This window comes from Streptomyces sp. NPDC048269 (genome assembly GCF_040652395.1).
GTDB lineage: Bacteria > Actinomycetota > Actinomycetes > Streptomycetales > Streptomycetaceae > Streptomyces.
Window position 1 is genome coordinate 67,074 of the sequence record NZ_JBEZLW010000031.1, and the last position, 15,165, is coordinate 82,238.

3 protein-coding genes are annotated in these 15,165 nt (G+C 73.1%); all 3 read left to right on the forward strand.

Going from position 1 to position 15,165, the window contains the following annotated elements:
• Positions 1-18: 18 nt before the first annotated feature.
• Complete coding sequence (locus AB0D48_RS27095) at positions 19-2,712, forward strand: amino acid adenylation domain-containing protein (RefSeq protein WP_362402189.1); 2,694 nt, start codon at positions 19-21, stop codon at positions 2,710-2,712.
• Between the two features lie 446 nt (positions 2,713-3,158).
• Positions 3,159-12,638, forward strand: coding sequence for an amino acid adenylation domain-containing protein (locus tag AB0D48_RS27100; RefSeq protein ID WP_362402191.1), 9,480 nt, complete (start codon positions 3,159-3,161; stop codon positions 12,636-12,638).
• Positions 12,635-15,165, forward strand: a 2,531-nt coding sequence (locus tag AB0D48_RS27105) for an amino acid adenylation domain-containing protein (RefSeq protein ID WP_362402193.1), incomplete at its 3' end; no start/stop codon positions are given. The genes AB0D48_RS27100 and AB0D48_RS27105, both read left to right, overlap by 4 nt.

Consider the following 15,165-nt stretch of genomic DNA (forward strand, 5'->3'; position numbering starts at 1 on the left):
ACGTACAGGAGTCCGACCATGTCGAGAAGTCAGGCCGCGTCCTGCCACAGCCTGGTGGTCCGGATGCCGGGCCCTGTCGATGCAGGGGAACTGGAACAGCGCCTGCGTTCCGGCGCGGCCGGCGCCTTCGACGGCCCCGGGGAGCTGCGCCTGTGGCAGGAGCGGCTGCCGTACGCCGCCACCGACCCGGCCGCCGCCGCACGCGTGCGCCGGGAGGCCGAACGCCCGCTGCGCACCGCCGGCCTGCCGCTGCGCGCCGTCCTGCTGCGCTACCGGGACGGCGACGCCGACCTCGTCCTCGTCGCGCGCCGCACCCTTGCCCTCGACCCCGACACCCTCACCTGCGCGCCCGCCCCTGCCGGTCCCCCCGTCGGCGGACGGCCGGTCCTGGAGTGGGGCCTGGGGGACCCGGCCCGGGCCGGGCACACCGCCGAGGCCGCCCTGCCGGCGCTGCCCGGCGACCCGGCGCTGCTCGCCGCCGCCACCTCCCTGGTCCTCGCCCGCCACGGCGCCGGCGAGCCCGTGGACGAGTCCCAGGACGCGGCCGCCTTCACGGCCCGCTGGGCCGCGTACGACGGCAGCCTGCTGAACCTCGCCGGAATCGGCCTCCTCGTGGAGGACTTCCGGCCGGGCCTGCGCCGTCTGCCGCACCTCGCGCCCGTGCTGCCCGGCGTCCTGCACCTGATCCGGCACGCCGACGGCACCGCGCAGGGCGTCCTCCGGTACGACCTCGGCGACCTCGACGAGACGGTCGCCGAACGGTTCGCCGCTCACGTCGCCCACGTGGCCACGCAGCTCGCGGCCGCGCCCGGGCGCCCGCTGGAGACCGTCGAGCTGCTCACCGCCGAGGAGGCCCGGCAGGTACTGGCCCTCGGCGTCACCCCGGCCACCGGCAGCCCCGAGGCAGCCGCCCGCACCATCGACGGCCTCTTCGCCGATGTCGTGCGCGCCCGCCCCGACGCCATCGCCCTGACCGCCGGCCGGACCAGCCTCAGCTACGCCGAACTCGACGCCCGCGCCGAGCGCACCGCCGCCGGCCTGCGCGCCCTGGGCCTCGCCCCCGGCGCCATGGTCGGGGTCGCCCTGGAGCGCGACGCCGACCTCGTGGTCACCCTGCTCGGCGTGCTCAAGGCGGGCTGCGCCTACGTACCGATGGACCTGCGCTACCCGGCCGAGCGGCTGCGCTACACCGTCGAGAACGCCGGCGCCACCGTGGTCGTCGGCACCGGCGAGGGCTTCCCCGAGCTGGACGGCGTACGCGTGGTCACCCCGGACTCGCTGCGCGCCCTGGCCGGCGAGCAGTCGCCCGACCCGCGGCCCGAGGACGGCACGGCACCCGCGTACGTCATCTACACCTCCGGCTCCACCGGCCGCCCCAAGGGCGTCGTCGTCCCGCACCGCAACGTCGCCGCCCTGATCGAGGCGACCCGCGAGGATTTCCGGCTCGGCGCCGACGACGTGTGGACCCTCTTCCACTCCAGCGCCTTCGACTTCTCCGTCTGGGAGATCTGGGGCTGCCTGCTGACCGGCGGCCGCCTGGTCGTGGTGGACTACTGGACGACCCGCGACACCGAGCTGTTCCACGCGCTGCTGGTCCGCGAGGGCGTCACCGTCCTCAACCAGACGCCCTCTGCCTTCGCCCAGGTGGTCGAGGCCGACCGGCACGCCTCCGCCGAGGCGCTCGCCGTACGCCTGGTGGTCTTCGGGGGTGAGCCGCTCGACGTCCGGATGCTCGCCCCCTGGTTCGCCCGGCACTCCCACACCGCGTGCCGTCTGGTGAACATGTTCGGCATCACCGAGACCACCGTGCACGTCACCGCCCACACCGTCACCCCGGCCGATGTCCTCGCCGCCGGCCGCAAGGTGGGCCCCGCACTGCCCGGCTGGACCCTGTCGGTGCGCGACCCGCGCGGCCGGCTGCTGCCGGTCGGTGCGGCGGGCGAGATCTGCGTCGGCGGCGCCGGCGTCGCCGACCGGTATCTGGGGCAACCGGAGCTGACCGCGCAGCGGTTCGTCACGGACCCCTACGGCGGCGGCGTGATCTACCGCAGCGGCGACCGCGGCCGGCTGCGCCCCGACGGCAGCCTGGACCACCTCGGCCGACTCGACAGCCAGGTAAAGGTGCGCGGCCACCGGATCGAGCTGGACGAGATCCGCAACGTGCTGCTCAGCCACCCCGACGTGGCCGGAGCCGCCACCGTCCTCAACCACGACGCTCCGGGGGACGCGGCGACCGCCCGCATCGACGCCTACGTCGCCCTGCGCGGCCCGGCGGCCACCGCCGACATCCTCGCCCACGCCCGCGGGGTGCTGCCCTCCTACATGGTCCCCGCCTCCCTGACCGAGGTGGCCGCCATCCCGCTGACCATCAACGGCAAGGTGGACACGGCCGCGCTGCCCGCGCCCGCCGCGGCTCCGACCGCCGCCGCCGCCGCCGACCGTGACGTGGCGGGCGGCCCGGCCCGGGAGGCGGGAACCGACCCGGAGCAGGACCCGCTGACCGAGCAGATCCTGAAGGTCTGGGGGCATGCGCTGAATTGCAACGTCACACCGAAGGACAACTTCTTCGAGCTCGGTGGAAATTCTCTGCTGGTCATCCGGGTGCTCCGGGAAATGCGTGGCCAGGGCCTGCCGAAGGTCACCACGCAGGATTTCTACCGCAACTCGACGGCAGGCAGGTTCATCGAACTCGTACGGGACGCCCAGAAGTAGGGACGCTATCGCTTGACGGGCATGTCGACCCGGCGCGTGACGGTGGACAGGAAAGGGACGGGCGATTCCGCTTGGAATCCGGATCGCTTTCCAGTGCCTCCGAAGCTGCGCCGGGTCGTTTCGTCCTCGGCCAGGATCCGGGTCTCCGCGGCGGCGGGCCACCGGAGCCTCCCGCCAGATCATCTCGCGGGTCGCCCACGTCACCTCGTCACGCGGGGCGTCCACTGCCATTCAGTGCCGGTCCCGGAAATGCATTCAGGCATGTAGCGATCGACGATGTGCGTTCCGCATCCATCGTCTTCGTCATGCGACGACGCCAGCACGCGACTGACGTCTCCCCAGGGCGTGGCAGCTTTCTGCAGCCGCCGTTGTCCTGGTCGAAAGCCCGCTGTTAGACAGGGTCTCTGATCCGTGATTTCCGTCAACGCAATTGAGGGTGAGTGGCTGTGACCGATGTTCGGGGTGTCCTGCTGCCGCTGACCGCCGCCCAGTCGGGTGTCTGGTACGCGCAGCAGCTGAATCCGCAGAACACGATCTTCAACACCGGCGAATTTCTGGAAATCGACGGACCGGTGGACGCCCTGTTCCTCCAGCAGGCCCTGCGCCAGGTCGTGGCCGAGGCCGAGACGCTGCGCCTGCGCTTCCACGAGGGCGACAGCGGCCCCGTCGCCCGCATCGTGCCCGCGGCCGACCTCGACTGGTCCCTGCACGTCGTGGACGTCAGCGACGCCCCCAACCCGAGGGCGGCGGCCCGCGCATGGATGGCCGAGGACTTTGCCCGCCCCCTGGACACCGAGCACGACCAGCTGTTCCTCTTCGCGCTCTTCAAGATCGCCGAGGGCCGCCACCTGTGGCTGCACCGCTACCACCACCTGCTGGTCGACGGCTTCACCGTCAACATGGTCGCCCAGCGCACCGCCGCGGTGTACTCCGCGCTGGTCGTCGGCGAGCCCGTACCCGCCACTCCCTTCGCCCCCCTCGCCCGGCTCCTCGACGAGAAGGCCGCCTACCGCGACTCCGACCGCCTCGGCACCGACCGCGCCTACTGGATCGACCGGCTCAAGGAGTGCCCCGAGCCCATCAGCCTCTCCGGCGAGCAGCCGCACCTGGCCCGCTCCCTGGCCCGCCGCACCGCTCACCTGGGCCGTACCGAGACCGAGCTGCTGCGCAACCTCGCCTCCGACGCCGCCGTCACCTGGCCGCCCGCGCTGATCGCCGCCATTGCCCTGTGGCTCCAGCGCCTCACCGGCGCCCCCGAGGTCGTCCTGGGCCTGCCCGTCTCCACCCGCCTCGGCAAGAACGCCCGCAGCGTCCCCGGCATGGTCTCCAACGTCCTGCCGCTGCGCGTCGCCATCGAGCCCGGCACCACCGTCGAGGAACTGCTGAAGCAGGTCTCGGCCGAGATGCGCGCCGCGATGAAGCATCAGCGCTACCAGTTCGAGGACCTGCGCCGCGACCTCGGCATGCTCGTGGACGACCGTCGCCTGGTCGGCCCGCACGTCAACATCATGATGTTCGACTACGACCTGCGGTTCGCCGGCCACACCGCGCGCCCCCACAACCTGTCCATCGGCCCCGCCGACGACATCTCCTTCATCGTCTACGACCGCGGCACCTCCTCCGGCCTCCAGATCGACTTCGACGCCAACCCCGACCTGTACGCCGACCAGGACCTGCGCGCCTACCAGCTCACCTTCCTCGACTTCCTGCACCGCCTGGGCAGGACCGGGCTCCACGAGACCGTCGACTCCATCGACCTGGACACCTCCGGCCTGCCCGAGCACGCCCGTACCGCCGCCACCCGCGCCGCCACCGACCCGGCCGTCGCCCAGGAGCCCGCCGCCCCGGCCGCCTCCCGCGCTCCGCGCACCGCCGCGGAGGAGAGCCTGTGCCGGCTGTTCACCGAGGTGCTCGGCGAACAGGTCGTCTCCGTCGACGAGAACTTCTTCCTGCTCGGCGGCAGCTCCCTCCAGGTGACCCGCCTGGTGGGGCGCATCCGCAAGGAGCTGGGCGCCGAACTCACCCTGCGCACGGTCTTCGAGAACGCCACCGTCGCCACCCTCGCCGACGCCCTGGGCCTCGCCGCCGGCACCGCCGCCCGCCAGGCCCTGACCGTGCGCCCGCGTCCCGAGCGGCTGCCGCTGTCCGCCGCCCAGAACCGCCTGTGGTTCCTCAACCAGATGGAGAACGGCAGTGGGCGGGCCGCCTACAACGACGGCCTCACCGTCGAGCTGACCGGCCGTGTGGACGAGGCCGCCCTGCGCGCCGCGCTCGCCGACGTCGCCGGGCGCCACGAGAGCCTGCGGACCGTCTTCCCCGTCGCGGACGGCGCCCCCCACCAGCACGTCCTCGACGCCGCCGACGCCCGCCCCGAACTCCTGGTCACCGAAGCCGCCGACGCAGCCGACCTCGAGCAGCAGCTCGCCGGCGCCGCCGCCCGCGGCTTCGACCTCGCCACCGAGATCCCCGTGCGCGCCCACCTGTTCACCCGCGACGCCGAGCGGCACGTCCTGCTGCTCGTCGTGCACCACATCGCGGGCGACGGCTGGTCGGTGGCCCCCTTCACCCGCGACCTCAGCCAGGCCTACGCCGCCCGCCTGCGCGGCGCCGCCCCGCAGTACCCGGCGCTGCCGGTCCAGTACGCCGACTACACGCTGTGGCAGGAGGACCTGCTCGGCGACGAGAACGACCCGGCCGGCGTCCTCGCCCGGCAGACGGCCTACTGGAAGGAGACCCTCGCGGGCCTGCCCGAGGAACTCGCCCTGCCCACCGACCGGCCCCGTCCCGGCGCCGCCGGCCACGCCGGAGGCCGGGTGACGTTCTCCGTCGACTCCGCCGTCCACGGACGCCTCGCCGCCCTCGCCGCCGAGACCGGCGGCAGTCTCTTCATGGCCGCTCAGGCCGCGCTCGCCCTGCTGCTCAGCCGGCTCGGCGCGGGTGACGACATCCCGGTGGGCACCGTCGTCGCCGGACGTACCGACGAAGCCCTGGAAGACCTGGTCGGTTTCTTCGTCAACACGCTCGTGCTGCGCACCGACGTCTCGGGTGACCCCACGTTCCGGGAGCTCCTCGCCCGTGTCCGGGAGACGGACCTCGCCGCCTACGGCAACCAGGACCTTCCCTTCGAGCGGCTGGTCGAGATCCTCAACCCGGTCCGTTCCCTCGCTCGGCATCCCCTCGTACAGATCACCCTCGCGCTCGACGACAACGCCGCACCCGTGCTGGAACTGCCCGGTCTCACCGCGACGGCCGCGCCCTTCGACTCCGGTACCGCCAAGTTCGACCTGTCGTTCCGGCTGGCCGAGCGCTTCGCCGAGAACGGCGCCCCGGCCGGCCTGGACGGCACCATCGAATACGCCCGTGACCTGTACGACGAGGACACCGTCCGGGCCTTCGGCAGCCGCCTGGCCCGCGTTCTCGCCGCCGTCACCTCGGAACCCGGCCTCCGCGTCTCCCAGGTCGACGTTCTCGCACCCGAGGAGACGCACCGGATCCTCGACCGGTGGAACGACTCCGCGCGGCCCTTCGCATGCGACACGGTGCCCGTCCTCCTCGGCCGCCAGGCGGCCCGTATCCCTGGGGCGACGGCCCTCGTCCATCCGGCCGGCACCCTCACCTACTCCGAACTGGACAGCAGGGTTTCCCGGCTGGCGCGGCTGCTGCGGGAACGGGGGATCGGCCGCGGCCGGTACGTTGCCGTGGCGCTCTCCCGCTCCGCCGACCAGGTGGTCGCACTCCTCGGCGTCATGCGGGCCGGCGCGGCCCACCTTCCCGTGGACCCCGGCTACCCGGCGGCCCGTATCGCCGCCGTCCTCGACGACGCACGGCCCGCGCTCGTCCTCACCGACACCGAGGGCTGCGCGGCGCTCCCCGCGGACGGTCCGCCCCGTCTGCTGCTCGACCGCACCCCCCTGCCCGCCGAAGGCGACCCGGGCGACGCCGGTCTCACCACCGCCGACGCCGCCTACGTCATCTACACCTCGGGCTCCACCGGCCGTCCCAAGGGCGTCGTCGTTCCGCACGCCGGCGTCGCCGCCATGGTCGCCGACCACGCGGCACGGTTCGGCACCGGCCCCGAGCGCCGGGTGCTGCAGTTCGCCTCGCCCAGCTTCGACGCCTCGATGCTGGAGGTCCTCACCACCCTCCTGTCCGGTTCCACGCTGGTGCTGGCCGCCCCGGAGAGGCTCGCTGCCGGTGCACCGCTCGCCGAGCTGCTCGCCGAACAGGGGGTCAACCACGCCCTGCTGCCGCCGGTCGTACTGGCGGCGATGGGCGACGCCGAACTTCCGGCCGACTTCACCCTGGTCACCGGCGGCGAGGCGTGCTCCGCGGAACTCGTGGCCCGCTGGGCCCCCGGGCGTACCATGGTCAACGCCTACGGGCCGACCGAGTCCACCGTGTACGCCACCATGAGCGGCCCGCTCGCTCCGTCCCGCACCGCCCCGCCCATCGGCCGTCCCATCGCCAACACGCGTGTCTACGTCCTCGATGGTGCGCTGCGCCCGGTGGCGCCCGGCGTGCCGGGCGAACTGTGCCTGGCCGGAGCGGGGCTGGCCCACGGCTATCTGGGCCGTCCCGCTCTGACCGCCGAGCGCTTCGTCGCCGACCCCTATGGGCCCGCCGGCACCCGCATGTACCGGACCGGTGACCTGGTGCGCTGGACCGGCGACGGCGAACTCCAGTACCTGGGCCGCGCCGACGACCAGGTGAAGATCCGCGGCTTCCGCATCGAACTCGGTGAGGTCGAGGCCGTCATGGCCCGCCACGAGGGGGTCGGCCAGGTCGCAGTCGTCGTCCGCGAGGACCGCCCCGGCGACAAACGGCTCGTCGCCTACGTCGTCCCGGCGGGCGGCGTCGCCGGCGCTCCCGACCCCGCAACCCTGCGTACCCACGTCGCCGAGGCGCTGCCCGACTACATGGTGCCCTCCGCCGTCCTCACCATCGAGGCCCTCCCGGTCACCCCCAACGGCAAACTCGACCGCAAGGCCCTGCCCGCTCCCGACTTCCGCTCGCTGAGCCAGGGAAGGGCGCCCCGCACCCGGCAGGAGACCGTGCTGTGCGGGCTGTTCGCCGAAGTGCTGAACGTACCCGCCGTGTCCGTCGACGACAGCTTCTTCGACCTGGGCGGCCACTCCCTGCTGGCCACCCGGCTGATCAGCCGGGTACGTACGGTCCTCGGCGCCGAACTCTCCGTGCGTGCGCTGTTCGAGACCCCGACGGTCGCGACGCTCGCGACGGCCCTCACGACGGACGCCGGGGCGCGCGCCCCGCTCACCCGGCGTCCCCGGCCGGCTCGTATCCCGCTCTCCTTCGCTCAGCGACGCCTGTGGTTCCTCAGCCACTTCGAGGGGCCCGGCGGCACCTACAACCTGGGCCTCTCGCTGCGGCTGCGCGGCGTGCTCGACACCGACGCACTACGGGCGGCCCTCGCCGACGTCACCGCCCGCCACGAGAGCCTTCGTACCCTGTTCCCCGATGACGAGGGGCACCCCCGCCAACTCGTCCTCGCCGCCGACGACCCGGCGGCCCGGCCCGACCTGCGCATCGAAGACGTCACCGGGGACGGGCTCGACGAAGCCCTGGCACGGGCCGCCGCCGAGGGCTTCGACGTGGCCGCCGACCTCCCCGTGCGGGCCCGGCTCCTGCGGATCACCCCCGAGGACCACGCCCTGCTGGTGGTCGTGCACCACATCGCCGCTGACGGCTGGTCCATGGCGCCGCTCGCCCGCGACCTGGGCGAGGCGTATGCGGCCCGGGTCCGCGGCGAGTCCCCGGCGTGGACGCCGCCCGCCGTCCAGTACCCGGACTTCACCCTCTGGCAGCACGAGGTCCTCGGCGACGAGGCCGACCCGGACAGCGAGATCGCCCGCCAGATCGACTACTGGCGTACCCAACTCGCCGGCCTGCCCGAGGAAGTTCCGCTGCCGGTCGACCGGCCGCGGCCCGCGGAGATGAGCCACCGGGGCGACACCCTCGACTTCACCGTCCCCGCCGACCTGCACGCCCGGCTCGCCGAACTCGCCCGCACCACCGGCACCAGCCTGTTCATGGTGGTCCAGTCGGCTCTGGCGGGACTGTTGTCCCGCCTCGGCGGCGGCACCGACATCCCCCTCGGCTCCCCGGTCGCCGGACGTACCGACGAAGCCCTGGACGACCTGGTCGGCTTCTTCGTCAACACGCTCGTGCTGCGCACCGACGTCTCCGGTGACCCCACGTTCCGGGAGCTCCTCGCCCGAGTCCGGGAGACGGATCTCGCCGCCTACGCCCACCAGGACGTGCCGTTCGAGCGTCTGGTGGAGGTGCTCAGCCCGGAACGATCGCTGGCCCGCCATCCCCTCTTCCAGGTCTCGCTCCAGCTGCGGAACATCCCGACGTCCGCACTCGACCTGCCGGGCGTCGAGGTGAGCCGGCAGCCGGTCCGGCTGGACACGGCCAAGTTCGACCTGTCCTTCGCCCTTGCGGAGACCTACGACACGGCCGGGGCGCCCGCCGTCATCGAAGGCAGCCTCGAGTACTCCCGCGACCTCTTCGACCGGGACACCGCGCGGAGCCTCGCCGAGCGCCTGGTGCGGATGCTGGACGCGGTTGCCGACGCCCCCGACGTGCCCGTCCGTGACGTGGACATCCTCTCGGACCGGGAACGCGAGCTGGTCCTCCGGGAGTGGAACGGCACGGTCGAGGACATCGAGCCGGTCACCTTCCACGGCCTGTTCGAGGACCGTGCCGGCCGAACTCCCGACCGCCCGGCGGTCGTCTGCGGGGACACCCGGCTGACGTACGCCGAACTCGACGTCCGCGCCAACCGGCTGTCCCACCTGCTGGCCGCGCACGGCATCGGTCCCGAGCGTGTGGTGGCGCTGCTGCTGCCCCGCTCGGTGGAGATCGTGGTCGCACAGCTCGCCGTGCTCAAGGCCGGCGCCGCCTACCTGCCGGTCGATCCGGACTACCCGGCCGACCGCATCGCCTACGTCCTCGACGACGCCCGCCCCGCGCTCGTCCTGGCGAACAGCGAGACCGCGGCCGCCCTCCCGGAGGGCGTCGAGGCCCTGCTGATCGACGAGGCCGTGGTGAGCGGACTACCCGCCACCGCACCGCAGGTGCGGCCGGCGCCGGGCCATCCCGCCTACGTCATCTACACCTCGGGCTCGACCGGCCGCCCCAAGGGCGTCGTGGTCACCCACCGGGGGCTGGCCGGCTTCGCCCGCGCGGAGGTCGACCGGTTCGCGGTGGACGCCGACAGCCGGGTGCTGCAGTTCGCCTCGCCCAGCTTCGACGCGTCCGTCCTGGAGCTGGTGATGACCTACGCGGCCGGAGCCACCCTGGTCGTTCCCCCGCCCGGCCCCCTGGCCGGCGAGGTGCTCGCCGACGTCCTGCACCGGGAGCGGGTGACGCACGCGCTGATCCCGCCTGCCGCGCTGGCCAGCGTGCCCGACGGCACGTTCCCCGACCTGCGCTCGCTGGTCGTCGGCGGCGATGCGACCTCCGCCGCGCTCGTCGACCGTTGGGCACCCGGCCGTCGCATGGTCAACGCCTACGGACCCACCGAGTCCACCGTCGCCGCCACGATGGGTGCACCGCTGACAGCAGGCTCCGGCACCCCCACGCTCGGCACTCCGGTGCCCAACACCCGCGTTCACGTCCTGGACGCCGGACTGAGGCCCGTACCGCCCGGCGTGCCGGGCGAGCTGTACCTCGCCGGAGAGGGCCTCGCCCGAGGCTACCTGGACCGGCCGGGGCTGACCGCTGCACACTTCGTCGCCTGCCCCTGGGGCGGGCCCGGTACGCGGATGTACCGCACCGGTGACCTCGTGAGCTGGACCCGGGACGGCGAACTGCGCTACCTCGGCCGCGCCGACGACCAGGTGAAGGTCCGTGGCTTCCGCATCGAACTCGGTGAGATCGAGAACGTGCTGCGCGCCGATCCCTCCGTCGCGGAGGCCGCCGTAACGGCCCGCGAGGACGGCGCCGGCACCAAGCGGCTGGTGGCCTACGTCGTCCCGGCCGGCACCCCCGCGGAGAACGGGCAGCCGGCCCTGGACACCGAGGCGCTGCGCTCGGCCGCCGCCGCCACGCTGCCCGAGTACATGGTCCCGGCCGCCTTCGTGGAGCTGTCCCGACTGCCGGTGACACCCCACGGCAAGCTGGACCGGAAGGCATTGCCCGCCCCGGACTTCACGGCCGCGACAGGCACCCGGCTCCCGCGTACCGCCCGCGAGGAGATCCTGTGCGGGCTCTTCGCCGAACTGCTCGGTCTGGACCGGGTCGGCGCCGAGGACAGCTTCTTCTCGCTCGGTGGCGACAGCATCATCTCCATCCAGCTGGTCAGCCGGGCCCGCTCGGCCGGCCTGCTGTTCACCCCCCGCGACGTCTTCCAGCACCGGACCCCGGCCGGGCTCGCCGAGGTGGCGGGCGCACCGGCCGACGCACCGGCCGAGGACGCCGGAGCCGGCATCGGCCCGGTGCCGCTCACCCCGATCGTGTCCTGGCTCCGCGAACTGGGCGGACGCACCGCCGGGTTCAACCAGTCGATGCTGGTCACCACGCCGGCCGGCTGCACCGGCGACCGGCTGGCCCGCACCCTGGAGTTGCTCCTGGACCGGCACGACCTGTTGCGGGCGCGGCTCGCGGCGGACGGTGCCGACGGGGCGCTGACCGTCCCGGAGCCCGGAGCCGTAGGGGCCGAGCAGGTGCTGCGCAGGGTCGTGGGAGACACGGCCGACATCGCGGACGTGGCACGTGCCGCGCAGCGCAGGCTCGATCCGGAGGCCGGACGGATGGTCCAGGCCGTTTGGTTCGACGGAGGCGAAGGCCGCCCCGGCCGGCTGCTGCTCTGCGTGCACCACCTGGTCGTCGACGGCATCTCGTGGCGGATCTTGCTGCCCGACCTCGCCACGGCCTACGCGGCGGTCTCGGACGGTCACGCACCCCGCTGGGAGCCGGTCGGCACCTCCTTCAGACGCTGGGCCCGGCTGCTCGGTGAGGAGGCCCGTACCCCGGCCCGCGCCGCCGAACTCCCGGTGTGGACCCGGGTCCTCGAAGGCCCCGACCCGCTGCTCGGCTCGCGCCCCCTCGACCCCGGGCAGGACGCGGCCGGCACCGTCGAGCACCTGTCGCTCACTCTGCCGGCCGAGACCACCGGGCCGTTGCTGACCCGTGTGCCGGACGCGTTCCACGCCCGGGTCGACGAGGTTCTGCTGACTGCTTTCGCGCTGGCCGTGGCGGCGTGGCGGCGCGAGCGGGGTCGTGCGGTTTCCGGGGGCACGCTGGTGGACCTGGAGGGGCACGGACGCGAGGAGATCGTCGAAGGGGTTGACCTTTCGCGCACGGTGGGCTGGTTCACCAGCCTCTATCCGGTGCGGCTCGATCCCGGTGTCGGCGAGAGCGAGTGGGACGAGGTGTGGGCGGGTGGTCCGGCCGCGGGCCGGGCGCTGAAGGCGATCAAGGAGCAGTTGCGGGCTCTGCCCGACAACGGCATCGGATTCGGCCTGCTGCGCCACCTCAACCCCGACACCCGTCCGGTACTGGCCGCCCTGCCCACCCCGCAGATCGGCTTCAACTACCTGGGCCGCTTCGAGGCAGCCGACGCGGACGGCCGCGTCGCGGACTGGACGGTGCGCTCCGACGCGGACCTCGGCGACGGCCGGGACCCCGGCATGCCGCTCGAACACCTACTGGAACTGAACGCGGTCACGCAGGACCACGCCGACGGGCCGCGCCTGGTCGCCGACTGGTCGTGGCCCGCGGGACCGCTCACCACGCATGAGGTGGAAGGGCTGGCCGACGCCTGGTTCCGCGCACTGCGCGCCCTCGTCGAGCACGCCACGACACCGGAGGCCGGCGGCTGGACGCCCTCGGACCTTCCTCTGGTCGGACTCGACCAGAACGACATCAATCTGATCGAAGCAGAGTGGGGGATGCTGAAGTGACACGGACCGGCCTGGAGGACATCCTTCCCTTGTCGCCGCTGCAGCAGGGACTGCTGTTCCACGCGGTGTACGACGAGAAGGCATCCGACGTTTACACCGTGCAACTGGCCTTCACCATCGAGGGGCCGCTGAAGTCCGAGGCCATGCGGGCGGCCGCCGCCACTCTGCTGCGCCGGCACTCCAATCTGCGGGCCGGCTTCCTGTACGAGAAGGTCGACACCCCGGTCCAGGTGATCCCCCACGAGGTGGCCCTGCCCTGGCACGAGGCCGACCTCAGCGGTTTCGCCGGAGACGATCAGCAAGACGCCCTGAGGAACTGGCTTGCCGACGACCTTGCCCGGCGGTTCGACCTGCGGCGCCCCCCGCTGATCAGGTTCGCCCTGATCACGCTCGCGCCGGAACGCCACGTGCTCGTGCTGACCAACCACCACATCCTGCTGGACGGCTGGTCCATGCCCGTGCTGGTCCGGGAACTCTTCGCCCTTTACGCCCACGGCGGCGAGGCGGCGACCCTGCCCCGGGTCACGCCGTACCGCGACTACCTCGCCTGGCTCGCCCGCCAGGATCGGGTCGCGGCCGAAGAGGCATGGAAGCAGGTCCTGCACGGACTCGACGAGCCCACCCTGGTACACCCCGCGGCGACGGCCGGCTCCGGTGTTCCCGAGCGCATCGCCGTGGAACTCCCCGAGGGCCTCACCGCGCGGCTCACCGAGCACGCCCGGGCCGGCGGCTTCACCTTGAACACGTTCTTCCAGGCCGCCTGGGCTGTCGTACTCGGCCAACTCACCGGCCGCGACGACGTGGTGTTCGGCGGAACCGTCTCGGGCCGCCCCGCCGATCTGCCGGGCGTCGAGTCGATGGTCGGCCTGTTCATCAACACCCTTCCGGTGCGGGTGCAGCTGGATCCGGCCGAGCCAGTCGGAGGCCTCCTCGGCCGTCTCCAGGAGCAGCAGGCCGGGCTGATGCCGCACCAGTACCTCGGCCTCACCGATCTGCAGCAGCTCAGCGGCCTCGGTGAGCTCTTCGACACCTTGGTCGTCTTCGAGAACTACCCGCTCGACGCCGACGTCCTCGAACTGCCCGGCGGCCTGAACGTGTCCGGGATCGACGGACGTGACGCCACCCACTACCCGCTGATCCTCACCGCCGTGCCCGGCGCGCGCCTACAGCTCCGCCTGGACTACCGCACCGACCTGTACGACCGCGCCACCGCCGACGCCCTGCTGGACCGGGTGGTCCGGGTGCTGGCGTCGGCCGTGGACCGGTACACCGAGCCCGTCGGCCGCCTCGACACGCTCTCGGCCGGCGAGCGGCAGCAGATCCTCGGCGAGTGGAACGAGACCGGGGACCGGAGCCCTTCGAAGCATTCCGTCCCCGATGTCCTGGCCCAGCAGGTCCGGTGGTTCCCCACCGCGCCGGCGCTCGTCTGTGACGACGGCACCCTCACCCATCAGGAGCTCGACGCCCGTGCCAACCGCCTCGCCCATCGGCTGATCGCCGAAGGGGTACGCCCCGAGGACCGCGTCGCACTGCTCATGGACCGCTCGCCCGACCTCGTCGTAGCACTCCTCGCAGTGCTCAAGGCCGGCGCCGCCTACGTTCCGCTGGACCGGCGCTTCCCGGCCTCCCGGATGGAGCACATCATCGCGGACACCGGAGCGGTGCTCCTGCTGGCCGACTCCGCGGAGGAGGCGGGCGGCTTCCGGCACGGGGCGCGGGTGCTGGAGACCGCGGCGGCCCTGGCCGACGACACCACCCCGGACACCAGTCCCGAGGTGTCGGTGCATCCCGCGCAGGTGGCGTACATCATGTTCACCTCCGGTTCCACCGGCCGGCCCAAGGGCGTCGCGGTCACCCACCGCGACATCGTGGCGCTCGCCGAGGACGGCCGGTTCGTCCGCGGCCACGAGCGGGTACTGCTGCACTCACCCGTTGCCTTCGACGCCTCCACCTACGAACTGTGGGTGCCGCTGCTGGGCGGCGGCGTCGTCGTCGTGGCCCCGCCCGTCGAGATCGATGCCGAGCGGCTGCGCGAGCTGGTGACCCTGCACGGCCTCACCTCTGTCTTCCTGACTGCCGCGCTGTTCCGGCTGGTCGCGGACGAGGACCCCGGCTGCCTGGCCGGCGTGCAGGAGGTCTGGTCCGGCGGCGACGTGGTTCCCGCAGAGGCCGCCCGGCGCATCCGGTCGGCGTGCCCGAGGATCACCGTCGTCGACGTGTACGGACCGACCGAGACGACCGCCTACGCCACCACCCACCGTGTCGAGCCCGGCGCGGAGATCGCCACCACCCTGCCCGTCGGGAAGCCTCTGGACGGCATGCGCGCCTACGTGCTCGACAGCGCCCTGCGGCCGGTACCGGCGGGGGTGGCCGGTGAGCTGTACCTGGCGGGCGCGGGTGTGGTCCGCGGCTACTGGGGCCGACCGGGTCTGACCGCCGAGCGCTTCGTGGCGGATCCGTACGGGCCGGACGGCAGCCGGATGTACCGCACCGGTGACCTGGTGCGGTGGAACGCCGACGGTGAGCT

Bases quoted from the DNA above. Each gene is read 5' to 3' on its own strand.
- AB0D48_RS27095 (WP_362402189.1), top strand. From the start codon at position 19: ATGTCGAGAAGTCAGGCCGCGTCCTGCCACAGCCTGGTGGTCCGGATG.